23 protein-coding genes are annotated in these 23,492 nt (G+C 72.4%); 9 read left to right on the forward strand and 14 right to left on the reverse strand.

The annotated features are described in order from the left end of the window. Positions 1 to 22: 22 nt before the first annotated feature. Positions 23 to 481: a MarR family winged helix-turn-helix transcriptional regulator gene (locus E1293_RS07040; protein WP_243716073.1), complete on the reverse strand. Its 459-nt coding sequence runs from the start codon at positions 479 to 481 to the stop codon at positions 23 to 25. Between the two features lie 137 nt (positions 482 to 618). Between E1293_RS07040 and E1293_RS07045 the strand changes: the two genes are divergently transcribed. Beyond that, positions 619 to 1,500, forward strand: coding sequence for a hypothetical protein (locus E1293_RS07045; protein ID WP_132195063.1), 882 nt, complete (start codon positions 619 to 621; stop codon positions 1,498 to 1,500). Positions 1,501 to 1,548: 48 nt separating this feature from the next. On the opposite strand, the gene E1293_RS07050 is transcribed toward E1293_RS07045, so the two are convergent. Then, positions 1,549 to 3,111 carry an outer membrane protein assembly factor BamB family protein gene (locus E1293_RS07050; protein WP_132195065.1) on the reverse strand — a complete coding sequence of 521 codons (1,563 nt, stop codon included), beginning with the start codon at positions 3,109 to 3,111 and terminating at the stop codon, positions 1,549 to 1,551. A 401-nt stretch (positions 3,112 to 3,512) separates the two neighbouring features. Between E1293_RS07050 and E1293_RS07055 the strand changes: the two genes are divergently transcribed. From E1293_RS07055 to E1293_RS07070, 4 genes are all read left to right on the forward strand, one after another. Continuing rightward, positions 3,513 to 4,277, forward strand: a complete 765-nt coding sequence (locus tag E1293_RS07055) for an ABC transporter ATP-binding protein (RefSeq protein ID WP_132195067.1) — start codon at positions 3,513 to 3,515, stop codon at positions 4,275 to 4,277. Further along, the gene (locus E1293_RS07060) at positions 4,274 to 5,095 is read left to right on the forward strand and encodes an ABC transporter ATP-binding protein (protein ID WP_132195069.1); all 822 of its coding nucleotides are present in this window, start codon (positions 4,274 to 4,276) and stop codon (positions 5,093 to 5,095) included. Before E1293_RS07055 ends, E1293_RS07060 begins: the two co-directional genes overlap by 4 nt. A gap of 17 nt (positions 5,096 to 5,112) precedes the next feature. Further along, entirely contained in the window at positions 5,113 to 6,000 is an 888-nt protein-coding gene (locus E1293_RS07065; protein ID WP_132195071.1) for a branched-chain amino acid ABC transporter permease, read from the forward strand. Between the two features lie 82 nt (positions 6,001 to 6,082). Next, entirely contained in the window at positions 6,083 to 7,222 is a 1,140-nt protein-coding gene (locus tag E1293_RS07070) for a branched-chain amino acid ABC transporter permease (protein ID WP_132195073.1), read from the forward strand. A gap of 14 nt (positions 7,223 to 7,236) precedes the next feature. Here E1293_RS07070 and E1293_RS07075 read toward each other — a convergent pair whose 3' ends face one another. Beyond that, the gene (locus E1293_RS07075; RefSeq protein ID WP_132195075.1) at positions 7,237 to 8,421 is read right to left on the reverse strand and encodes an RNA-guided endonuclease InsQ/TnpB family protein; all 1,185 of its coding nucleotides are present in this window, start codon (positions 8,419 to 8,421) and stop codon (positions 7,237 to 7,239) included. A 125-nt stretch (positions 8,422 to 8,546) separates the two neighbouring features. Here E1293_RS07075 and E1293_RS07080 point away from each other — a divergent pair, with 125 nt between their 5' ends. Next, entirely contained in the window at positions 8,547 to 9,821 is a 1,275-nt protein-coding gene (locus E1293_RS07080) for an ABC transporter substrate-binding protein (protein ID WP_132195077.1), read from the forward strand. 61 nt (positions 9,822 to 9,882) lie between these two features. Here the strand turns inward: E1293_RS07080 and E1293_RS07085 are convergent, their stop codons facing one another. Further along, complete coding sequence (locus E1293_RS07085) at positions 9,883 to 10,662, reverse strand: enoyl-CoA hydratase (protein ID WP_132195079.1); 780 nt, start codon at positions 10,660 to 10,662, stop codon at positions 9,883 to 9,885. Positions 10,663 to 10,732: 70 nt separating this feature from the next. Here E1293_RS07085 and E1293_RS07090 point away from each other — a divergent pair, with 70 nt between their 5' ends. Next, a complete protein-coding gene (locus E1293_RS07090; protein ID WP_132195081.1) occupies positions 10,733 to 10,951 on the forward strand; it encodes a hypothetical protein in 219 nt (72 codons plus the stop codon). Positions 10,952 to 10,955: 4 nt separating this feature from the next. Beyond that, complete coding sequence (locus tag E1293_RS07095) at positions 10,956 to 12,362, forward strand: amidase (RefSeq protein WP_132195083.1); 1,407 nt, start codon at positions 10,956 to 10,958, stop codon at positions 12,360 to 12,362. On the opposite strand, the gene E1293_RS07100 is transcribed toward E1293_RS07095, so the two are convergent. From E1293_RS07100 to E1293_RS07140, 9 genes are all read right to left on the reverse strand, one after another. Further along, positions 12,317 to 13,069, reverse strand: a complete 753-nt coding sequence (locus tag E1293_RS07100) for a FadR/GntR family transcriptional regulator (RefSeq protein ID WP_132195085.1) — start codon at positions 13,067 to 13,069, stop codon at positions 12,317 to 12,319. The genes E1293_RS07095 and E1293_RS07100 overlap by 46 nt on opposite strands. A gap of 28 nt (positions 13,070 to 13,097) precedes the next feature. Next, positions 13,098 to 13,931, reverse strand: coding sequence for a FadR/GntR family transcriptional regulator (locus E1293_RS07105; RefSeq protein WP_132195087.1), 834 nt, complete (start codon positions 13,929 to 13,931; stop codon positions 13,098 to 13,100). 27 nt (positions 13,932 to 13,958) lie between these two features. After that, on the reverse strand, positions 13,959 to 15,167 hold the full coding sequence (locus E1293_RS07110) for a CaiB/BaiF CoA transferase family protein (RefSeq protein ID WP_132195089.1): 1,209 nt from the start codon (positions 15,165 to 15,167) through the stop codon (positions 13,959 to 13,961). Positions 15,168 to 15,199: 32 nt separating this feature from the next. Next, the gene (locus tag E1293_RS07115; protein ID WP_132195091.1) at positions 15,200 to 16,342 is read right to left on the reverse strand and encodes an acyl-CoA dehydrogenase family protein; all 1,143 of its coding nucleotides are present in this window, start codon (positions 16,340 to 16,342) and stop codon (positions 15,200 to 15,202) included. 36 nt (positions 16,343 to 16,378) lie between these two features. Continuing rightward, positions 16,379 to 17,386 carry an amidohydrolase family protein gene (locus E1293_RS07120; RefSeq protein ID WP_243716076.1) on the reverse strand — a complete coding sequence of 336 codons (1,008 nt, stop codon included), beginning with the start codon at positions 17,384 to 17,386 and terminating at the stop codon, positions 16,379 to 16,381. Between the two features lie 2 nt (positions 17,387 to 17,388). Then, complete coding sequence (locus E1293_RS07125) at positions 17,389 to 18,225, reverse strand: VOC family protein (protein WP_132195095.1); 837 nt, start codon at positions 18,223 to 18,225, stop codon at positions 17,389 to 17,391. A gap of 26 nt (positions 18,226 to 18,251) precedes the next feature. Then, the gene (locus E1293_RS07130; protein WP_207938713.1) at positions 18,252 to 18,977 is read right to left on the reverse strand and encodes an SDR family NAD(P)-dependent oxidoreductase; all 726 of its coding nucleotides are present in this window, start codon (positions 18,975 to 18,977) and stop codon (positions 18,252 to 18,254) included. A gap of 40 nt (positions 18,978 to 19,017) precedes the next feature. Further along, complete coding sequence (locus E1293_RS07135) at positions 19,018 to 19,881, reverse strand: alpha/beta fold hydrolase (protein WP_132195099.1); 864 nt, start codon at positions 19,879 to 19,881, stop codon at positions 19,018 to 19,020. A gap of 63 nt (positions 19,882 to 19,944) precedes the next feature. Next, on the reverse strand, positions 19,945 to 21,156 hold the full coding sequence (locus tag E1293_RS07140; protein WP_132195101.1) for a CaiB/BaiF CoA transferase family protein: 1,212 nt from the start codon (positions 21,154 to 21,156) through the stop codon (positions 19,945 to 19,947). Positions 21,157 to 21,240: 84 nt separating this feature from the next. Here E1293_RS07140 and E1293_RS07145 point away from each other — a divergent pair, with 84 nt between their 5' ends. Beyond that, complete coding sequence (locus E1293_RS07145; RefSeq protein ID WP_165978113.1) at positions 21,241 to 22,191, forward strand: quinone oxidoreductase family protein; 951 nt, start codon at positions 21,241 to 21,243, stop codon at positions 22,189 to 22,191. Between the two features lie 36 nt (positions 22,192 to 22,227). On the opposite strand, the gene E1293_RS07150 is transcribed toward E1293_RS07145, so the two are convergent. Then, positions 22,228 to 23,436: a CaiB/BaiF CoA transferase family protein gene (locus tag E1293_RS07150; RefSeq protein ID WP_165978114.1), complete on the reverse strand. Its 1,209-nt coding sequence runs from the start codon at positions 23,434 to 23,436 to the stop codon at positions 22,228 to 22,230. Positions 23,437 to 23,492: the final 56 nt, after the last annotated feature.

Consider the following 23,492-nt stretch of genomic DNA (forward strand, 5'->3'; position numbering starts at 1 on the left):
TGGTCATGAGCCCGGGCCGCGGTCACCGGTCCGACTCCTCTCGGGCGTGGCTTTCGAGCTCCGCCAGATGCAGCAGCGCCGGAAGGGCTGCCGCCAAGGCCCCGACCTCGTCACCGGTGAGTTCGTCGATCAACCGCGCGTACGCGTCGACGCCCGCCTGGCGTCGAGTCCGGACGTACGACGCGCCGGCCTCGGTCAGGCACACCAGCGTGACCCGCTTGTCGGACGGATCGCCCTTCCGTTCGACCAGCCCGGATTCCTCCATCACCCGGACCAGGACGGTCATCGCGGGCTGGGTGACGCCCTCGGCCACCGCCAGATCGGTAATCCGTCGCGGGCCGGTCTTGTCCAGGGTGGCCAAGGTGGCGGCGGACGTGAGGCTCATGTCACGGGGAAGGCGTCTCACGGCCCTGGTGGCCAGACCGTAGAGGGCTGACCCGATGGCATCGGAAGCGCCGTGCGCGGCATCTCGGCGACTCATGCCTAAAGCATAGCAGCTTTATATACACCCTTTATGTATCTCCCGATCAGGGATCGTCGGCGGCGACCTCGACGCCGAACACCTCCACCCCGACCAAGCCATGGCGCTGTCGGACGTGGGTGGGACACTGCTCGGCCATGACGACTCCACCGCGTTGGGCCGACGACCTGTTCCCGTTCCCCACTCCGCCCGCGCTCGCCAAGGTGATCGATATCGCCTGGGAGGAGGGGTTCCTCGGGACGGACCTCTACGAGGAGGGCCTGTACGACCCTTACCGCGTGCAGGGCAGCTTTGCCCTGCCGTTCGACCTGTGCGAGGTACCGCTCGCGCCCCCTGGTTGGGAGGACTGCTACCCAGAGGGAGTGTTTCGCCGACACAACGTGCCGTTCTGGTCCGTGCCCGAACTCCTGCCGTTCGCGGACTTGGGCAACGGCACCTGCATCGGCTGGGTGGTCCCGGCGCCGGAACTGGGCCGCAGCGACCATCCCGTTGCCTCCTTCGGCCATAAGGAGCCGGGCGTCATCGGCCGGAACACCTTGGACGGCCTCACCTTTCTGCTTTCCCTCGCCTTGCGCAGCGGAGGAGACTCTCAGCGCGCCCGGGTGGCACATCTCTCCACCGAACTCGGTATCCACCCCACCCCGGAATACGGGGTTAACCCGGGCGGCGGCGACGCGGAGGTCCCCCTCGATCTGGCGCCGCCCGTCGGCTGGCGCCACGAACCCGACCCGTCCGGCATCGGTGTCGGCGTCCTCGCACCGGACGACGCCTTCGCCGACGAATACCCGACCTTTATCGGGGAGACAGATGCCATTCTGGCGGACGCCTCCCAAATGCTCGATGCGGGCTATCCGGCGAGCGCTCTTCTCGGTCTCACCGCCGCCTACCACGAGGACGCACAACGCATTCCCGCACTCCACCCCCTATGGGCCCGCGCCTACGACGACCTCGGCCGCACACTGCTCCGCGAACGCCTCGACGTCATGCTGGAAGACCACCAGCGCCAGAACGCGCGCTAACGCCGTGAACTGGACTCACGCCGTGGCCGGGGCCAATCGGGACACGAGTCAGTAGCGGGCGTCGAGGATGCGTCCGTCCGCGGTGCCGATGAGGACACGGCCGTCGTCCGATACCGCGAGCGATGTCGCGGAGGTGGGCATGCCGTGGACGGTCAGCGACCGCCTCCAGCGGAGCCTGCCGTCCGCGGCGCCCAGGGCGATGACCTCGCCTGAGTCCAGTGCCACCAGGACCGTGTCCCCGGCGGCGTCCATCGCCGTGACGACGGCTTCGCATTCGGAGACCCATTCGGGCTCGCCGTCCGCCCGCCGCCGCGCTACGAACGCCTCTATCCGGCGGTGCGGACCCGAGTGGCTGACGACGCCGGCATGGACCAGGGCGTCCGGCAACCGGACGCCAGGCCCGCCGAAGAGCCGGGTACCGCGTCCGGCATCCCAGTCCAGGGGGAACAGCGGCCGGACCGCGCCGGACGGCTCCACGGCCGCGATCCACACGCCGTGCGGTGTGGGCTGGAGGAACAGCAGCTCCGGGCTCCGGCGGATGACGAAGGTGGCGTTGGCGAACTCGTACCCGCCCAGGTCGAGGGGCTCCGACTCCTGCTGATCAGGGGACACCAGGGTGGTGGCGGCCTCGGTGGGGGCGTGCCGGGTGTCCAGCAGCAGCACCCAGCCGTCCTGCCTCCCGGTCACCACGACAGGGGTCTGCGAACCGGCGGGACGCAGGACCTCGCCGTTGTGGAGCGACAGGCGTTCGGCACCGTTCGGCCGGTACCGCACCCGGGATCCGTCCCAGCCGGGCGCCCACTGGATCTCCACCCAGGCCGCCCGCTGATCCGGCGTGACCACGATCCGCCTGCCACCGCCACCGGGCACCGGCGCCACCCACTCCCGCAGACCGGACGGGAGCCACGACTCAAGCCGCACCTCGTCCAATGCGGCCAGGACCCGGCCGTCGCGCAGCGGCTCCACCGCCCGGACCTGGCGGCGCGGCGTGAAAGTCGCGCTGAGCGATTCCAGGGTGCGCAGCGCCGCCTCCGGAGCGCCTCCGCGCACCGACGGCACGCGGTCTCCGGCCAGCTCGTCCGGGCCGATCGTCTTGGCGGACGGGGCCGCCCAGTCGTCACGGGCGATGGACGCGGCAAAACCCCAGGTATCACCCTCGCCGCTCTCATCGTCGGTCGCCGCAAGGATCAGGTCGAGACTGCGTTCGTCGCGCCACCGCGCGGACCGGACGTCCCGCCCCGAGACCAGGGCGGAGACGGCCTCGCCCGAGAGCAGGTCGAGCAGCAGCAGCTCGCCTTTGTAGACGAAGCCGCCGTCGTAGCTTCCGGTGCCGATGGCCGCCAGCGGCAGCGCCGGGTGGAACGCGATCGTGTTGACCGGCCACCGCGACGGCAGGAGGTACTGGCAGCGCAGGCCGTCCATGCCGTAGACCCCGATGCGGTGGGTGCTCCGCCCGCTGGTGAGGGTGCCGGGCTGCCATCCGGGCGGGCCGACCGCGCCACCGGCGACGACGAGCCCCCGTGACTCGCTGACGGCCGCCACCGACGGAAACCCGATCTCGGCGAAGGAACGGTCACCGAGGACACGATCGATGATCAGCGAGTCCAGCACGGCGCCTCCAGGATCGGCAAGCCGACCATCCTCGCAGTCATTCCAAAGTCCGAGGCCACCCCGGACCGGCTCACCGCGGCCTCGTACGTCCGCGCCTCCTCGCCCGCCCCCCCGGCAACGGCTCGACGTTGACGCCCCGCCAGCTCAGGCGCGCATGAGCACGACGTCCTCCGCGTTGCCCGCGTACGCGATCAAGTCATAGCCGCTCACACCCGCCAACCTACGAGCCGCGGCGCCGCCCTGGCCATGATAGTCAAAGGTTGGACCTTTGAAAAGTTGGCTCTAAGGGCCATCGTTTCGGTCACGGGCCATTGACTTGGGCAAAGGTACCTAGTACCAAAGGATCAACCAAAGAACCTTCCTGTCACCAGGGCGATCGTCCGAACGGAGGTGGCCATGCCATGGGCGGGCTGCTGGAGCTCACCGATATCACCGTCCGCTACGGCGCCGACATCCATCCGGTCCGCGACCTGACGATGAGCGTCCAGGAGGGCGGCACGGTGGCGCTCGTCGGGAGCAACGGCGCGGGCAAGACGACGCTGCTGCGCGCGCTGTCGGGCACCCTGCGGTTCCATCGCGGCACCGTCAGCGCGGGCGGCGTCACCCTGGCCGGCGACCGGATCGACCGGCTCGATCCCGCCGAGATCGTGCGGCGCGGCATCGCACATGTGCCCGAGGGGCGGCGGATCTTCAAGGAGATGACCGTCGAGGAGAACCTGCTGGTCGGCTCGCTCGCCCTGGGCGCCCGCAAGGACAGGCGCACGCTGCTGGACGAGATGCTCGACCTGTTCCCCGTCCTGCGCAAGAAGCGGCGGACGGGGGCGGCGCTGCTGTCCGGCGGCGAGCAGCAGATGCTCGCCATCGGCCGGTCGCTGATGTCGCGGCCGAGGCTGCTCATGCTGGACGAGCCGTCCCTCGGTCTGGCCCCGACGGCGATCTCGATGGTCGGCGACGTGATCGCCCGGATCGCGGAGCGCGGCACGACCGTCCTGCTGGCGGAGCAGAACATCGCGCTCGCGCGGCGCCTCGCGACCCAGGTCCTGGTGCTGCGGCTCGGCCGGGTGGAGTGGCGTGGCGCCCCCGGGGAGATGGACGACAGCGGTGTCGTCCGCGACCTGTACCTGGGCGGCACGGGACGGGAGAGAGAAGCGGAGGCCGGATCATGAGCGCCGGGGCGGCACTGGCGGTCGAGGCGGTGAGCGTCCACTTCTCCGGCGTGCGGGCGCTGAACGAGGTGAGCCTCGACGTCGCGCCGGGGTCGGTGTCGGCGGTCATCGGGCCGAACGGCGCGGGCAAGTCGACGCTGTTCAACGTGATCACCGGGTTCTACCGGCCGAGCGCGGGACGGGTCCGGCTGGGCGAGGCGGAGCTGACCCGCATGCGGCCGCACCGCATCGCCAGGCTCGGCGTCAGCCGCACGTTCCAGAACCTGGAGCTGTCCGACGGCGAGACCGTGCTGGAGAACATCATGCTGGGCTGCTACCTGCAAGGACGCAGCGGCGTGCTGCGCGCGGGGCTGCGGCTGCCCGGCGCGCGGGCGGAGGAGCGCGCGGCCCGAGAGCGGTGCGCGGAGATGGCCGAGCTGGTCGGACTGGGGCCGCTGCTGCACCGTCCGTGCGGGCCGCTGCCGTACGGCACCCGCAAGCGCGTCGAGATCGCGCGGGCGCTCGCGGGCGAGGCCCGGCTGCTGCTCCTGGACGAGCCGGTGGCCGGCATGACGGCCGGTGAGATCGACGCCATGGCGGAGCTGATCCGGACCGTCCACGGGTCGCTGGGCCTGACGATCCTGCTGATCGAGCACGACGTGCGCTTCGTGCTCGGCCTCGCCGGGTCGGTCACCGTCCTGGACTTCGGCGAGGTGATCGCGCGGGGCTCCCCGGACCAGATCCGCGCGGATCCCGCGGTCATCGCCGCCTACCTCGGCGAGGATCCGCCGGCCGGCGCCGCGGCGGCCCCGGGCACCCCGTCCACCGAGACCGCCTGAGGCGGAAGGACAGAGCCATGCGTCTTGCGAACCTCCTGGTCGACGGGCTGTCACTGGGACTGATCTACGCGCTGATCTCGATCGGCTTCGTCGTCATCTTCCGGGGCACGAAGACCCCGAACTTCGCGCACGGGTCGATGCTCGTGCTCGGCACGTTCGTCGTGGCGAGCCTGCACTCCCGGCTCGGCTTCGGCGGCGCCCTCGCCGCCGGGATCCTCGTGTCGGCGGTGTCCGGCCTGCTGGTCAACCGGATCGCGATGCTGCCGACGCGGGACGCGGGCACCGACGTGCGCGGGATCATCACCATCGGCCTCAACGTCATCCTCACCGCCGAGCTGACCCGCCGGCTCGGCGCCAACATCATGTCGACCGGCGCGCCGTGGGGGGACGCGACGCTCAGCGCCGGCGGGCTGCGGCTGCCGGTGTCGCGGCTGTGCGCGCTGCTCGTCTCGGTGCTGATCATCGGCGGCTTCATGCTGGTCAACCGGTACACGATGATGGGCCTGTCGGCGCGGGCGACCGCGGAGGACCCGGAGATCGCGAGCATGGTCGGGGCCCGGCTGCGGCGTGTGTCGGACTCGGCGTGGATCCTCGGCGGCGTGTTCGCGGCGGTCGCCGGGGTGTTCCTCACCACCTATCCGAGCGCGGGCCTGGTCGTCGGCACGAGCGAGATCGCGATCCTGGCCTTCCCCGCCGCGGTCATCGGCGGGCTGGACTCCGTCGGCGGCGCGGTGGCGGGCGGGCTGCTCGTCGGGCTGTCGCAGTCGCTGGTGTCCGGCTACCACGACCGGCTCGACTTCCTCGGGCACGGCTTCGACACGGTGGCCCCCTGGATCCTGATGGTCGCGGTCCTGCTGTGGCGGCCGCACGGACTGTTCGGCAAGCGCCCCCTGTACCGCATCTGAGCCGTCCCGGCTCAGCTCCGGCGCCGGCCCCTCGCGCCGTCCCGCCGCCTTCCCCTGCCTCAATCCAACGGAGGAGGACTCCGTGCACACCAGTCCGTGGACCCGGCTCTCCCGCCATCGCGCCGCCGGCGCGGCGGCCCTCGCCGTCCTGGCCCTTGTCCTGCTGGCCGCGCCACTCGCGCTCCCGGACTTCTGGCAGCAGCTCATCCTGTTCTCCGGTGCCGCCGCGGTCGGCGCGATCGGCCTGAACCTGCTGGTCGGCGTCAACGGCCAGCTGTCCCTGGCGCACGGCTTCTTCCTGGCCATCGGCGCCTACGGGTACGCCTACCTCGGTCCGGGCAGCGGCGACGCCGGGACGAGCAGCGCGGGCCTGCCCACCCCGGTCGCCGCCGTCCTCGCGGTCGCCGCGGCGGGCGTCGCCGGCCTGCTGTTCAGTCCGGTCGCCGCGCGGGTCCGCGGCATCTACCTGGGCCTCGCCTCGCTGGCGCTGATCATGGTCTGCAAGCAGGTGCTCGCGGACGCGCGCCCGCTCACGGGCGGGGCCTACGGGCGGGACATCCCCGAGTTCGACCTCTTCGGCTTCCACTTCGGCGACCAGAGCCCCTACCTCTACGTCCTCGGGCAGCCGTTCGGCGCGTTCGACCGGCTCTGGTACCTCGTCCTGGCGGTGCTGGTGCTGGCCTGCCTGTTCATGCGGAACGTGCTGCACAGCCGGGTGGGCCGCGGGCTGCGGACGATCCGGGACAGCGAGCCCGCCGCCGCGGCCGCGGGGATCCACGTCCAGCGGTACAAGTCGCTCGCGTTCACGCTGTCGTCGGTCTACGCCGGGATCGCGGGGGTCCTGCTCGGGCTGCTCTTCCAGCACGTCGTGCCCGAGTACTTCAGCCTCACGCTGTCGGTGCAGTACCTCGCGATGATCGTCATCGGCGGGATGGGCTCCACCCGCGGCGCGGTGGCCGGCGCGTTCGTCGTCACCGGGATCCCGCTGCTGCTCGCCGAGTACTCCGAGCACATCCCGTTCACCTCGACGGCGGGCGGCGGCGGCCTCGACACCGGGGTGCTGTCCCAGTTCGTGTTCGGCGCCCTGATCATCGTCATCCTCGTCGCCGGGGCGCGCCGCCCCGGCCCGCTCCTGCGGCTCCGCCGCGCACCGAGCGGCGACCCGGCCGCCTCCGCGGCCCCCACCCCGGCCTCCGGGCCCACCGAAAGGATCCGAGCTTGACTTCCTCCCCACGCCTAAAGGCGGGGGATTCCAGCCGTCACCGGTTGGGGTTCCTGCTTCGTCGCTGTCTGCCCGCTCGGCTTGCGCCGTTTGGGTCTTACGTCAGCTCCACAGGCCGTCACCGCCAGCCCGGCGGCCACAATGTTGCGCGCGGCGTTGACGTCCCGGTCGTGGCGGGCGCCGCACCCGCACTCCCATTCCCTCACGTTGAGGGGCATCTTCTCGGCGACCGTCCCGCACTCCGAGCACAGCTTGCTGGAGGGGAACCATCGGTCGATCACGACGAGTTCGCGGCCGTACCAGTCGGCCTTGTACTCCAGCATGGTCCGCAGTTCCCGCCAGCTCGCGTCCGAGATGGCGCGGGCGAGGGAGTGGTTGCGGACCATGCCTGCGACGTTCAGGTCCTCGATCACGACCACTTGGTTCTCGTGGACGAGCCGAGTCGGCAGCTTGTGCAGGAAGTCCCGGCGCCGGTCAGCGATCCGCGCCTTGGCCTTCTCCCCGTTCTTCGAGCCTTTGGCCTTGCGCGCCAGGTCCTTCTGAGCCTTGGCGAGGCGCCCGCTGTCGCGGCGCTCATGCCGGGGGTTGGCGACCTTCTCACCCGCCGACAGGGCGACCAGGGATGTGACCCCGGCGTCGACCCCCACAGCCGTCTCCACCGGGGTGAGGCGGGTGATGGTGTCCTCGCACAGCAGGGACACGAACCAGCGCCCCGCCGCGTCGCGGCTGACGGTGACCGTGGACGGTGCGGCGCTCTCGGGCAGCGGCCGGGACCACACGATCGCGAGCGGCTCGGGCATCTTCGCCAGCGTCAAGAGCCCGTCACGCCACGCAAACGCACTGCGGGTGTACTCCGCAGAGGCGCGGGACTTCTTTCGCGACTTGAAACGCGGGTAGGCAGCGCGTCTGGCGAAGAAGTTCGTGAACGCCGTCTGCAAGTGCCGCAACGCCTGCTGCAAAGGCACACTCGACACCTCGCCCAGGAACGCCAGTTCCTCGGTGCGTTTCCAGGCGGTGAGCATCGCGGAGGTCTCCACGTAGGAGAGCCGGCGCTGCTCCGAATACCAGGCGCGGGTTCGTTCCTCCAACGCCCGGTTGTAGACCAGGCGCGCGCAGCCGAACGTGCGGGACAGCTCCGCCGCCTGCTCATCCGTGGGATAGAAGCGGTACCGGAAAGCCCGCTTCACCTGCCGCGCCATGCCTCACATCCTATGCCGCCGCCGATAAGGTTCGCTCGCATGTTCGAGGAACGGCGCGACACCACGCGGGGGCGTGTTTCCTCCCCAGGGCTGAAGCCCGGGGTCTCCACACTCAGGAGTTCTCGATGAGACACCTTCGCGCGGGCGGACCGGTGACCGCCGCCGCCCTCACCGCCCTCGCCCTGGCGGCGGCCGCCGCCTGCAGCACCAGTCCCCCGGGCGGAGAGGAGGGCGGGGCCGGGCCCGGCGTCACCGCCAAGACGATCAAGCTGGGGTACCTGACCGACCTGTCGGGCGCGATCTCCGGGCAGGGCCGGGTCGACCTGGCCGGGTCCCGGATGTACCTGGACCGGCTGAACGCGGCCGGCGGGATCTGCGGCCGCAAGGTCGAGCTCGCCGTCGAGGACCACGGCTACGACGTCCAGAAGGCGATCAGCCTCTACCGCAAGACGACCCCGGACGTGCTCGGCTACCTGTCCCTGCTGGGCTCGCCGCAGTTCGAGGCGCTGAAGAGCAAGATCCAGAACGATGACGTGGTGACGGGCATCCTCGGCTGGGACTCCAACTCCCTGACCTCGCCCGACGTGCTCGTCTACGGGACGCCCTACGACCTGGAGACGATCAGCGGGATCGGCTACCTGGTGGACCAGAAGATCCTGCGCAAGGGCGACTCCCTCGGCCACATCTACTGGCAGGGCAGCTACGGGGAGAACGCGTTGCGCGGGGCGAAGTTCGCGGCGCAGAAGTACGGGCTGAAGCTCGTTCCGGTGCAGGTCGACCCGGCCGAGTCCGACCTCACCCGCCAGGTGCGCGGCCTGCAGTCGCAGAAGGTGAAGGCGATCATGCTGAGCACGCTGCCGACGCAGGCGGCCTCGGTCGCCTCGGTCACGTCGTCGAGCGGCTGGCGGGTGCCGATCCTCGGCAACAGCGCGACCTTCCTGCCGCAGCTGCTGAAGACGCCGTCGGCGGACGCCCTGCAGAAGCAGTTCTACCTGGTCAGCTCCCGGCTGCCGTTCGGCACGGACAACAAGGTCGCCAAGGACATCCAGCAGGAGTTCGAGAAGGCCGAGCCGCAGGGGATCAAGGGCGGCGAGGACGGCATCAACGTCGGCTGGGCGGCCGCGCAGGTCTACACCGAGGTCGTCAAGAAGGCGTGCGCGTCGGGCGGCCTGACGCGGGAGAGCATGGAGAAGGCGCTGCGGGCGTCCTCGGCGATCGACACCGGCGGGCTGCTGCCCACCCTCGACTACTCGAAGGTCGGCCTGGCCCCGTCGAAGTCGGTGTACGTGTCGCGCCCGGACGCGAAGCAGCCCGGCGGGCTGAAGCTGCTCACCAAGGAGCTGTACACCGCGAAGGAGGCCGCCGCGTACCAGACCCCGGGCCAGTCCAACGGCGGCTGACCGGCGTTGACTTGCGGCGTGTTGCCCTTATCCGGCTCTCATAAGGGCAACACGCCGCAAGTCAACGGGGTGGGTGGTCCGTCCAGCGGGGGTGGGTCTTGTGGACGAATGCCTCTGCGCCGGCGCGGAAGTCGGTGCTGCCGTAGACGCGGGCGACGATGTCGGTGCCGTCCGGGACGTTCTGGCGGCGCAGCCTCCGCTGCGTCTCCTTGGCGGCCCACATCGTCAGGGGGGCATGGGTTCGGAGGCCGTCCAGGAGCCGGTCCACCTCCGTCTCCAGCTCGTCCTCGCCGGCCAGGCGCTGCACGAAACCGATGGCCTCGGCCTCCTCGCCGGTGAACAGGCGGGCGTTCAGCAGCATGTCCAGGCAGCGGGCGGGGCCGAAGTGGTGCAGGAGCAGCGCGTGCGTGCTCGGCGAGAGGCAGTTGCCGAGCGTGCGGGCGATCGGCACCCCGAAACGCGCCGAAGGGGTGGCCGCCCGCAGGTCGCAGGCGGCGGCGAGAGCCAGGCCGCCGCCCAGGCAGTGGCCTCGGACCACGGCGAGCGTCGGCACCTGGACATCCTCCAGCCGGTGCAGGACGCGTGTCACGGCGGCCTCGTAGGCGACGCCGTCGTCCGCGCCCGTGAAGCCGGTGAACCAGCGGATGTCGGTCCCGCTGACGAAGGCGTCCGTCCCCGCGCCCCGGAGCACCAGGACCCGGACCGCCGCGTCGCCGTCGGCGCGCTCGCAGGCATCGTGGACGGCCTCGTACATCGCCGGAGTCATCGCGTTGCGGCTGGACGGCCGGTCGAACGTCAGCGTCAGTACACCGGCGTCGAACCGGGTCAGCGTCTCTGGCATGGGGCGGCCTCTCTTGACGGGTTCTCGCTTCCGTGTATATCAAAGGATCAACCAATGATTAGGTGGCATCATGGCCCAGCGCTCCGAAGACGACCGGGCGGCCGCCGCGCCCCCGTCCGCCGACGACCTCGCCGTCCTGCTCCGCGCGGCGGGCATCACACACCTCCCCGGCGGACTGGAGCGGACGGCCGAGGCGCACGCCATGTTCCGCGGCTTCGGCGAGCGACTGGCGGCGCTCGATCTCGGCGACACCCCGCCCGCCACGGTCTTCGACCCGGAGTGGCGGTGACGCGATGCAGCCGTTCGAGCTGACGCTGGCCGAGGCGGCGGCGTCGATCTCCGCGGGACAGCTGTCGCCGGCGGAGCTGCTGGAGTCCGTCCTCGGGCGGGTCGCGGCGGTCGACGGACGCGTCGGCGCCTTCGTCGAGGTGATGGCGGACCGGGCACGCGCCGCCGCGCGGGAGGCCGGAGCCGAGATCGTCCGGCGGGGGCCGCGCGGTCCGCTCCATGGTGTCCCGGTGGCGATGAAGGACCTCTACGACATCGCGGGACTGCGCACGGGCGCCGGCTCCCGAGCCCGGGACGGGCATCTCGCCACCGCCGACTCGGCCGTGACGGAGCGGCTGGCCGGCGCCGGGGCCGTCCTGTTCGGCAAGGTGCGCACCCACGAGTTCGCGTACGGGTCGGCCACGCCGGGCACCCGCAACCCCTGGACGCTCCAGCACGTCCCCGGCGGTTCCAGCGGCGGTTCCGGGGCGGCCGTCGCGGCCCGCATGGCGCCGGTGAGCATGGCGACCGACACCGGCGGCTCGATCCGCGGACCTGCCGCGCACTGCGGGGTGACCGGCCTGAAGCCGACCTACGGACTGGTCCCGATGCGCGGGGTCGTCCCGCTGGCCTGGTCGCAGGACCACGCCGGCCCGATCGCGCGGACCGCGGAGGACATCGCCCTGGTGATGAACGCCGTCACCGGACCCGACGCACCCGACTTCACCGCGCGACTGCGCGGAGGGGCCGCCGGGCTCACGCTCGGCGTGCCGTCGGCGTTCTTCTTCGACGACTGCCATCCCGACGTGGAGGCGCTCGTCCGCGAGGCGATCGCGGCCCTGCGGGACGCCGGGGCGCGGGTCCGCGAGGTCCGGCCGCCGATGGTGGAGGACGTGTTCCCCGCACACATGACGATCATGGCGGCGGAGGCGGCCGCGTTCCACGGCGACCACCCGCACCGTCCCGGCGGCGGCTACGGCGAGGCGCTCGCGGCGACGCTCGCGGCGGGCCGGATGATCCCGGCCACCGACTACATCCAGGCGCAGCGGCTGCGCACCGAGGTCGTCCGCCGGTGGCGCGGCCTGTTCGACGAGGTGGACGTCCTGGTCGCGCCGGCGGTGGCGGCGCCGGCGGCCCGGTACGGCGAGGACGTCGTGCGCTTCCCGGACGGATGTGTCGAGCCGGTGCTGACCGCGAACGCGCGCCTGAACTTCCCGGCCGACTTCACCGGGCTGCCCTCGCTCTCGGTGCCGTGCGGGTTCACCCGCGAAGGACTGCCGGCCGGCCTCCAGATCATCGGCCGGCCGCGCGGCGAGCCGGAGGTGCTGCGGCTCGGGCACGCGCACCAGGAGATCACCGACTGGGCCCGGCGCGCCCCCGGCCTCGGCTACGCGGAAGGCGTCGCGGCGCCCGCCGTCCGGGAGCCGGGGTAGGAGCCGCTGAGCCACAGCTTGTGGAGCCGCCTGAGGTACCGCTCCATCTCCTGGACGGCGCCGTCGGCGTCGCGCTGCCGGAACTTCGTCAGCAGCCTGCGGCGGGACCGGAGCATGAAGTCGCTCTGCGTCGGCCCGACGCTGAGGACGATCTCACGCATCATCTCCATGAGCGACCGCATCATGATGGACATCAGCGGGTTCCCCGTCGCGTCGGCGAGCAGGTTGTGGAAGTCCAGATGGACGAGCGCCTTGCGCTCCCAGTCCTGCTCGTCGGTGAGCTTGGCCGCCACCTTCACGTTGTCGTCCAGGGCGGCGAGCTGCTCCTCGGTCATCCGCTCGCAGGCCACCCGCACGACGATCGACTCGATCCACAGGCGCGCCTCGGTGACGTCGGCGAGGGAGAAGTCGGTCAGGTAGAGCGTGTCCGACAGGCTGCGGGCCACCACGGAGGAGTCGGCGCGGGAGATGAACGCCCCGCCCGTCGCGCCCTTCTTCAGCGTGATGAGCCCGGAGATCTCCAGCATCCGCAGAGCCTCGCGGACGGTGTTGCGGCTCACGGCGAACTGCTCGGCGAGCACCCGCTCGGAGGGCAGCCGGTCGCCGGGCTTCAGCTCACCGCGCTGGATCAGATCGCGGATCTGCGCGATGATCTCGTCGAAGGCGCGGCGCGGTTTGGCCGGCCGGAACATCTGCTGCCCGGACACGTCGGTGGCTCCTCACTGGTCGGCGGGTTCAGTCCGCTGCGGCGGCCCCGCCGTGGGGCGTCTCCGGCTCGGCCGTGGAGTCGTCGAGCCAGAGGGCGTGCAGGCGGTCGAGGTAGCGCTCGATCTCGGCGGCGGCGCCGTCCGCGTCGCGGGCCGACAGGTGCTTGAGCAGCCGGCGCCGCGAGCGCAGCGTGAAGTCGTCCTGCCGCGGCCCGACGTTCTGGATCACCTCGCGCAGCACGCCGATCAGCGAGTCCATGATGATGACGAGGACGGGGTTGCCGGTGGCCCGCGCGAGCAGCCGCTGGAACTCCAGGTTGACCTGGGCCTTGCGTTCCCACTCGGCGGCCTTGACGAGCTTGGCGACCTCCTCGACGTTGGCCTCCAGCTCGGCGAGGCCCTCATCGGTGATGACCTCGCACGCGGCGACGGTCACCACGGTCGCGATCCGGCGGGTCGCGTCGGTGACGTCGGCCAGGGAGAAGTCGGTGAGCAGGAGCGCGTCGGTCAGGCTGCTGGTCACCACCGAGCTGTCGGCGCGGGAGATGAACGCCCCGCCGGTGGCGCCGCGCTTGAGCAGCACCAGGCCGGAGATCTCCAGCATCCGCAGTGCCTCGCGGACGGTGTTGCGGCTCACGGCGAACTGCTCGGCGAGCACCCGCTCGGAGGGCAGCCGGTCACCGGGCCTCAGCTCGCCGTTCTCGATGAGTGCGCGGATCTGGCCGATGATCTCGTCGAAGGCGCGCCGCGGGCGGGCCGGGCGGAACATCGACGTCGCGGTGGGCACGTCGCCCTGGGGCATGGTCGGCTCCTGGAGCCGTCCGGTCGGCATCGACCGGCCGGCGCTGTGGTCAATGGTCATGCCAATGCTACCGCCGGTACGCGGCGTTCAGGGTCCGCTCGCGGGCCCCGCCGCGGCGGAGCCGTCCGCGAGCAGCCCGTCGATCCGGGCCTCGGAGTACCCGGCGACACGGGCGAGCAGGTCGCGGGTGTCGGCGCCGAGCGCGGGAACGGCCAGGGGGCGCCCCCGGCCGGATCCGGACGCGCCGCCGGCGGTGCGGAACGGCGTCGCCGTGACCAAGAACTCACCCGCCGGGTCGGCCGCGGCACGGAACGTCCCTTGCTCGCGCAGGACGGGGTCGGCGAGGTTGTCGGCCACGGTCCGGTAGCGGGCGCAGGGCACCCCGGCGGCCTCCAGCACCCGCTCGGCCTCCGCGCAGGTGCGGGACCCGGCCCAGCCGTCGATCACGTCGCCGAGCAGGTCCCAGTTCCGCTCGCGCTCGCCGACCTCGGCGAACCGGGGGTCGGTGAGCAGGTCGGGGCGGCCGATCGCGGCGGCGAACGCCGCGAAGATCCGCTCCGAGATCGGCGCGACGACGATGTGCCCGTCCAGCGTCGGCGACGGCCGGTACAGCGGCCGGGGCGAGACCAGCTCGGGCCACTGCGCCGCCTGCGTCTCGTACACCAGCAGCGAGAGCATCCCGTCCAGGAGGGGGACGTCGACATGGGAGCCGCGGCCGGCCGCCGCGCGCCCGCGCAGTGCCGCGAGCAGCGCGCCGAAGGCCAGCGCCCCGCCGAGGACGTCCGCGACGAACAGGCCGGTGGTGGGCGGCTCGGCCAGGCCGCGCTGGTGGCTCAGCATGGCGAGGTCGTATCCGGAGGCCGCCCCGATGATCGGCGCGTACGCGGGCCTCGCGCTGCGCGGGCCGGACTGGCCGAACCCGGAGATCGAGACGTACACGAGCATCGGGTTCAGCCGCTCGCACTCGGGATATCCGAGCCCGAGCCGGTCCATCACGCCCGGACGGCCGTTCTCCACCAGCACGTCGGCGCGGGCCACCAGGTCCCGGGCCGCGGCGGCGCCCGCGGCGGTGCGCAGGTCGAGCACGATGCTGCGCTTGCCGGCGTTGAGGTGGCCGAAGTAGGCGCTGTGCCCGTCCCGCAGCGGCCTTCGGCGGCGGATGTGGTCGCCGCCGGGCGGCTCGATCTTCCACACCTCGGCGCCGCAGTCGGCCAGCAGGCGGGTGCAGTACGGCCCGGCCATCATGCCGGTGAAGTCGGCGACCCTCAGCCCGGCCAGGCTCTGCTCCAACGTCATGTGGTCCTCCTCGCCCGCCGCGGGACGGCCGGTCAGCGCAGCACTTCGCGGGCGACGATGTTGCGCTGGATCTCGCTGGTGCCCTCGTAGATGGAGATGAGCCGGGCGTCGCGCACGTAGCGCTCGACCGGGTGGTCCTTCATGTAGCCGTGGCCGCCGAGGACCTGGAGCGCGGTGTTGGTGACCGACATCGCCGTCTCCGCCGCGAACAGCTTCGCCATCGAGGACAGCCGGGCCCGCTCGGACGCGGGCGCGCCCGTGTCGTAGGCGAGCGCGCAGTCCCACACGAGGCCGCGGGCCGCTTCGATGCGGGTCGCCATCTCGGCGAACTTCCAGCGCATGCCCTGGTAGTCGAGGATCGGGCGGCCGCCCTGCTGGCGCTCCTTGCCGTACTTGAGCGCGTAGTCGAACGCCGCGCGGGCGCCTCCGACGCCGAGGCCCGCGACGGTCGGACGGTTCTGGTGCAGGGCCTCCATCGCCGCCCGGAACCCCCGGCCCTCCTCGCCGATCATGTTCTCGGCGGGGACCCGCAGATCCTCCAGGACGATCTCGTTGTTGGGGACGCCGTGCTGGCCCATCTTGTCGTTGTGCCGGTCCACGACCCAGCCCGGCGAGCCAGTCTCGACGAGGAACGCGCTGATGCCCCGGGAGCGGGGCTCGTCGTTGGTGCGGGCGAACACCACGGCCAGGTCGGCGACGCTGCCCCAGGTGATGAACGACTTGCGGCCGTTGAGCACCCAGGACGAGCCGTCCTTGCGGGCCCGCGTCGTCATCAGCGCGGGGTCGGACCCGGCCTCCGGCTCGGTGATGGCGATGCACGTGAGCGTGGTGCCCTCGGCGAGCCGCGGCAGGATCCGCTGCTTCAGCTCCTGCGTCCCGGAGTCCATGAGCGCACGCACGACGATGCTGTTCTGCCCGGCGAGCTGCGCCAGCGCCATGGACCCGGCCGCCGCGACCTCCTCCCGGGCGATGCAGTGCGACAGCAGGTCGGCGCCGGGGCCGCCGTACTCCTCCGGGACGGCCAGCTGCACCAGCCCCATCTCGGCGAACACGTCGACGAGCTGCTTGGGGAACTCGTCGGTGCGGTCCAGCTCGTCCGCGATGGGCGCGACGTGGTCGGCGGCCATCCGGGCGACGGCGTCGCGGAACGCCTTGTGGTCGTCATCGAGGAACATCGGTCCGTCCTTCTTTCTCCAGGGGTGGTACGCCGGTTAGGAAGCACCTGTCAGGAAGCAGTGCGCGTTGCGGGCGAGCGCCGACGGCCAGCCGGCGTCGTGGCCGGGCAGCACGCCGTCGCGCACCGCCCGTGCGACGGTCGCGCCGGGCGGGCGCTCGGCGGCGGTGAACGGGTAGTCGGTCCCGAGCACCAGCCGCCCGGGGCCGAAGACGCGGGCGGCCAGGCCGAGCGCGTCCGGGTCGTAGGTGAGGGTGTCGGCCCACATCCGGCCGAGCAGCTCGCGCGGCGACTCCGCGGCCAGCGCGTCCGGGCGGGGCAGCCGCTCCCAGCCGTGCTGCCACCGTCCCGCGATCATGGCGGTGCAGCCGCCGCCGTGCGCGAGGCAGACGCGCAGCCGCGGATGCCGGACGAGCAGGCCGCCGTGCACGAAGGAGCCGGTGGCGAGCGTGGTCTCGACGGGCCGCGCCAGCCCGAACGCGAGCCCGCTGTGGGCGGTGCGGCCCGGCGCGAGGGGACTCGCCGGATGGACGAAGACGGCGGCGCCCAGCTCCTCGGCGGCGGCGAAGAACGGCGCGAGCCGGGGCGCGTGCAGCGGTGTCCCGGCCGCGTGCGTGCCGATCTCCACGCCGGCCAGGCCGAGCGGCCCCATGACGCGGCGCAGCTCGGCGACGGCGCGGCCGGTGTCCTGGAGGGCGACCGTCCCGAGCCCGGTGAAGCGTTCCGGTTCGGCCGCGCACAGCTGCGCGATCGCGTCGTTCTGCTCGCGTGCCAGCCGGTCGGTGACCGCCGGGTCCGCCTCGTACAGGAAGGTGAACGGGATCGGCATCAGCACCTGGCCGCCGACGCCCGCCGCGTCCATCTCGGCGAGCCGGGCGCCGGCGTCCCAGCCGGGCGGGGTCAGCGTCCGCACCAGGGTCTCGTCCTGGAGGACGCGGCGGCGGTCCCCGTCCCGCTCGACCACCGGCCAGCCGGCCCGCCGGGCGGCCTCCGACGGAGGACCGGGGACGGCCGCCGGCAGGATGTGGGTGTGGACGTCGAGCATCGTCACCGTTTCGGGGGGACCCAGACGTTGGACGTCCACCGCCCGGCGGTCAGGGCACGCGGCCGGTAGTCCGGATCGGTGATCCTGGCGTGGTCGACGCAGCACTCCAGCGTCGTCGGGGCGGGCACCGCCTTGGCGTAGAAGCCCATCGAGCCGGACGTCGGGTGGCGCAGCAGGTCCCGGTCCAGTTCCCCGCCGTTCTCCAGCAGCGACGCGCGGGCCCGCATCAGGTCGTCCAGGTCGGGCATCAGGAAGCAGACGTGGTCCAGGTGCGGCTCACCGCGGCCGCCGCCGAGCACCAGCGCGTGGTGATAGCCGATGCCGCCGCGCAGGAAGACGGTCCGGCCGATCACCCGGTCGGACTCACGGAAGCCGAGGACCCGGGTATAGAAGTCGTAGGACTCCTCCAGGTCGGTGACCGCGACGACCGCGTGCAGCATCGTGTCGGGGCTGAACCAGCCGACCGGCTTGTTGGGGATGTGGCCGAGGCCCGTGACGAGTTCGACCTCGTAGCCGGAGGGGTCCCGGAACCGGAGCGCGGGGCCGCTCCACTCGCCCTCGTGCCGGGTGAAGGAGATCTTCTCCTCCTCCAGGCGCGCGGCGTAGCGCTCCAGATCCGCGTACTCGGTGAGCTCGAACGCCATCCGGCGGAGGCCGGGACGGTCCGCGCGGTGCAGCACGATCCAGTGGTGGTCGGTGCCGCCGCGCAGGTGGACGACGTCCTGCGACCGCTCGCTGACGGCGAGGCCGCCGATGCGCGTCCAGAAGTCCTCCGCCTCGCCGAGGTCGGTGACGTCCAGGGCCACGTAGCCAAGGCGCCAGGGAATGAGGTGTGTCATGCGGTTCTCCTGATGTCGGTCGGCGGTCAGAGCATCGCCGTGCCGCCGTTGACGCTGACGACCTGTCCGGTGATGAACCCGGCCTCCTCGGCCGCCAGGTAGGCGACGGCGGAGGCCACCTCGCCGACGGTCGCGAACCGGCCGATCGGGACCAGCGCGGCGGTCTTGCGGTAGCGCTCGACGGCCTCGGGCGGCCGGGACAGCACGGTCGGTGTGTCGGTGCCGGTGGGCGCGACGGTGTTGACGGTGATTCCGGACGGTGCGAACTCGCGGGCAAGGCCGGTGGTCAGCCCGTGCACGCCGCCCTTGGCAGCGTTGTACATGGCGTGGTCGTAGAGCCCGTTGCGGACGGAGTCGGCGCCGACGTTGACGATCCGGCCGTAGCCCGCCGCCAGCATGTGCGGCAGCGCGGCGCGGCAGCAGTGCACGGTCGTCCACAGGTTGCGGTCGACGGTCTCGCGCATCGACTCGGGGGTGTGGTCGAGGAACGGCTTGATGATGCCGCCGCCCGCGTTGTTGACCAGGACGTCCAGCCGTCCGAACCGGTCGATCGCGGTGTTCACGACTTCGTCGGCGCCTTCGCCTGATGACAGGTCCGCCGCCACGGCGACCCACTCCTGCGCTGTGTCGCCGGCGGCTTCGGCGACGGCCTGCTTCAGCCCGTCCGCGCGGTCGGTCGCGACGATGTGCGCGCCTTCGGCGGCGAGCCGGGCGACGATGCCGCCGCCGATGCCGCCTGCCGCGCCGGTCACGACCGCTACCCGTCCCTCGAAGCGGGCTCCTGCCGGCATGTCAGCGCCCGAGCATGAAGTCGAGGTGGACTCGGTTGAAGGTGTCGGCGTCCTCGAACTGGGGCCAGTGTCCGCAGTCCTCCATGACGGCGAACCTGGAGTCGGGCAGCCATCCGGCCACCCGCCCGCCCGCCTCGACCGGCGCCGTCGGGTCGTGGGTCGTCCAGAGCACGAGCACGGGGTGCGGCAGCGACCGCCACTGCTCCTCGGTGATCACATTCGTGCGCTGCGTCTCGGGGTCGGTGTGCCGGGCGAGGATCGCGGGCATCGCCTTGGCGAACTCCGGCTGCCGGTAGATGGCGAGGCGCGTCTCGACCAGGTCGTCGGTCACCTGGGACGGGTCGTGGACGAGGAACTCCAGCCGCTTGCGGACGCTCTCCCGGGTGGGGTTCTCGACGGCCGCCATGGACAGCCGGGTGAGCCGCTCGATCACCTCGGGCGCCAGGTACAGCGCCGCGCCCGTGTTGAGGCAGAGCCGGTCGACGCGGTCCGGGTAGGTGAGCGCGAACCAGGAGGCGATGCCCGCGCCCATGGACTCGCCGCTGATGGACGCCTTCTCGATCCCCTCCGCGTCCAGGAACGCGCGCAGGTGCTCGACGTAGTCGAGGAATCCGTAGGTCTGGTCGGGCTTGTCGCTGAACCCGTGGCCCACCATGTCGATGGAGTAGGTGTGGAAGTGCTCCGCGTGCGGTCCGAGGTTGCGGGTGTACGCCTCGGCGTGCCCGCCCGTCCCGTGGATGAAGACCAGGGCGGGGGATCCGGGGTCGCCCGCTTCCAGCACCCGGGTGGCGACGCCGCCGGCGTCCACCCAGCGCTGCGCGAAGGCGGTGCCGCGCAGATCCTGCCAGGGGCTCTCGTACCTCATGAAACCTCCTTTGGTTGGACCATTGTTATGTCCGGTCTTTATCCATGTCAATGACCACGGCGCCTACGTCCTGGCGCCGTCCCCCGCCCGGACGGCCTGCCGGACGACCCCCTCGGCGATGAGCGCGTCGATCTCGCCCGCCGTCAGGCCGGCCTCGGCGAGCACCTCGCGGGTGTGCTCGCCCAGCGCGGGCGGCGTCCGGCGGACCGGCGCGGGCGACCCGTCCAGCCAGAGCGGGCCGCGCATGAGCGGACCCGCCGCGGTGTCGCGGACCATGCCGAGCGCCTCGACCTGCGGATCACCGAAGACCCCGTCCATCGCGTGGATCGGGCCGCAGGGGATGCCGGCGGCGCGCAGGTCCGCGATCCACTCGTCCGCCGGACGCGTCCTGAGCCGCGGTTCGAGCTCGGCGGTGAGCGCGGCGCGCGCCTCGACGCGGGCCGCGCCGTCGGCGAACCGCGGATCGTCCGCCAGCCGGGGCGCGCCGATCAGCTCGCACAGGACCCGCCACTGCCGCTGCGAGCCGACCGCGATGTTGACCGGACGGTCCGCCGTGCGGAACACCCCGTACGGGCTGATCACCGGATGGTCGTTGCCCTGCGGGCCGGGCACCTCGCCGAGCGTCAGGTAGCGCTGGGCCTGGAAGGTCATCACCGCCAGGGCGTTCTCCAGCAGCGAGGTCTGCACATGCGCGCCCGCCCCGCCGCGGCGCCGCCCCGCCACCGCGGCGGCGATGCCGAGCGCGCAGGTCATCCCGGAGACGATGTCGATGATCGGGATGCCGACCCGCAGCGGGCCGCCACCGTCCATCTCGCCGGTGACCGACATCAGGCCGGACATGCCCTGCGCGATCTGGTCGAGGCCGCCCGCGTCCCGGTCGGGGCCGACCGGGCCGTAGCCCGTCACCCCCGCGATCACGAGCTCGGGCCGGCGGGCGCGCAGCTCGTCCGGGTCGAGGCCGATGGCGGCCAGCACCCCGGGCCGGAAGTTCTCCACGATCACGTCGGCGTCCGCCGCGAGCCGCGCCAGCAGGCGGCGGCCCGGCTCGGACCTGAACGCGACCGCGATGGAGCGCTTGTTGCGGTTGGCGCTGTCGAAGTACACGCTGCGGTGCCCGTCGAACGGGCCCCACAGGCGGGAGGCGTCGCCCGTGGGCAGCGCCTCCGCCTTGACGACGTCGGCGCCCAGGTCGCCGAGCAGGCTCGTGCAGTACGGCCCGGCCATCGCCCGCGTCAGGTCCAGCACGCGCAGCCCGTCCAGTGGCAGCGGCGCCATCTCGACCTCCTTGGTTCTACCATTGAGATTTCCAATTCATATACCTAACCTGTGACGCACTTCAACGACAGGAAGGGAGCCGACATGCGGGCGATGGTGATCCGGCCACAGGACGACGCGCTGGAGTTGTGCGACGTCCCGTCCCCGAGCCCCGGCCAGGGCGAGCTGCTGGTCGCGGTCGAGGCAAGCGGTGTCAACCGGGCCGATCTGCTGCAGCGCCGCGGCGCTTACGCGCAGGTCGCGTTCCCCCAGGAGGGACCGCGCTTCGCCGGCATGGAAGCGGCCGGCACCGTGGTCGCGACCGGGCCCGGCGCCACCCGGTTCGCGCCCGGCGACCGGGTGATGGGGCTGTGCGCGGGCGGCTTCGCCGACCGGGTGGTCCTGGACGAACGGCTGGCCATGCCCGTCCCCGCGGAATTGGACATGGTGGCGGCCGGTGCGCTGCCGCTCGGGCTGATGACCGAGTACGACGCGCTCGCGGACGCCGGCCGGCTGCGTCCCGGCGAGCGCGTCCTGATCACTGCGGGGTCGTCCGGGGTCGGGCTGATCGGCGTCCAGGTCGCGCGGGCCCTCGGCGCCGGCCGCGTCGCCGCGACGGTCCGGTCCGCGGCCGGACGGGACGCGGTCCTGCGGCATGGCGCGGACGAAGCCGTCGTGACCGGCGACCCCTGGCCCGAGGCGGATGTCGTCATCGACCATGTCGGGGCGCCCGCGCTCGCGAGCGCCCTCGCCGCGCTGGCCCTGGGCGGGCGCCTCGTCAGCGTCGGCCGGCTGGGCGGACGCTCCGCCGAACTGGACCTGAACGAGCTGGCCAGGAAGCGCCTCCTGCTCGCCGGCGTCACCTTCCGCACCCGCACCCGCGAGGAGTGCGCCGCGATCGCCGCCGGGGCCGTCCGCGACCTGGGCGAGGCGGTGCGCGCCGGGACGGTCCGCCCGGCCGTCGCCCGCACGTTCCCGCTGGCCGAGGCGCAGGCCGCGCAGGACCTGCTCCGCGACGCCCGGCCGCCCGGCAAGCTCGTCGTCACGCCCGGCTGAGCGGCGCCGGGCCGGCACGCGTCAGCGCCGCATGTGTCAGCCCGCCAGGACGTCCTCGATCCGCTGGTCGTCGTACCCGGCCACGTCGCGCAGGACGTCGGCGGTGTCCGCGCCGAGTCCGGGGACGGCGGCGGGCATCGCCGCGCGGGGCCGCGAGGCCGCGTCGAACGGCGGCGCGGTCACCCGGAACTCGCCCGCCGCGTCGGCGACGGTGCGCATCGTGCCCCGGCTCGCCGTCTGCGGATCGTCCAGCACCTCGGCGATCTCCCGGTAGCGGCCGGACGGCACCCCGGCGGCGAGCAGCCGCTCCTCCGCCTCGGCGGCGGTGAAGCGGGCGGCCCAGTCCTCGATCTCGTCGTAGAGCTCGTCCCAGTGCCGCTCCCGGTCGGCGATGGCGGCGAACCGCGGGTCGGTGAGCAGGCCCGGGCGGCGCATGGCATCGGCCAGCGCCCGGAAGTTCCGCTCGGTCACCGGAGAGATCATCAGGAACCGGTCCTTCGCGCGGACCGGGCGGTACACGGTCTTCTTGCCCGTGCCCGGCGCCTGCGCGGCCTGCGTCTCGAAGATCAGCATCGACATCATCGACTCCTGCAGCGACACGTCGAGCGCGTCCCCGAGGCCGGACCGCGAACGGCCCGCGAGGCCGGTCACGACCGCGCCGTAGGCGGCCGTCCCGCCGAGGACGTCGGCGATGAAGATGCCGCAGTTCGCGGGCCGGACGGCGTCCTTCTGGTACTGGAAGGCGGCCATGTCGTACCCGGACATCGCGTGCACGATCTGCGCGAACGCCGGAAGCCGGGCGCTCGGCCCGCGCGTCCCGTACCCGGAGACCGAGCAGTACACGAGCCGTTCGTCGCGCGCCCGGCAGGACTCCTCGTCCAGCCCGTACTTGGCCATCACGCCGGGACGGAAACTCTGCACGAGCACGTCGCACCCGGCCACGATGTCGTGCGCGGCGCGCAGCCCGGCCTCGGCGCGCAGGTCGAGCCGGACGCTGCGCTTGCCGACGTTGAGGTGGCCGAAGTAGGCGCTGTGCCCGTCCCGGACCGGGGCCCGGGTGCGCATCGGGTCGCCCTCCGGCGGCTCGATCTTGATCACTTCGGCGCCCATGTCGGCGAGCATCCGGGTGCAGAACGGCCCCGCCATCATGATCGAGAAGTCGGCGACGCGGATCCCGGCGAGCGGGCCGCCGCCGGCTCGCGCCGCCGTCTCATTGGCGGGCATCGCCGCGTGCTCAGCGCTCATCGCATCCCCTTCGTTCATATGTCGGACCATTGAGGCATGGCTCTTCCGGGCACGTC

Origin of the sequence: Actinomadura darangshiensis (assembly GCF_004349235.1) — a bacterium.
Taxonomy (GTDB): domain Bacteria; phylum Actinomycetota; class Actinomycetes; order Streptosporangiales; family Streptosporangiaceae; genus Spirillospora; species Spirillospora darangshiensis.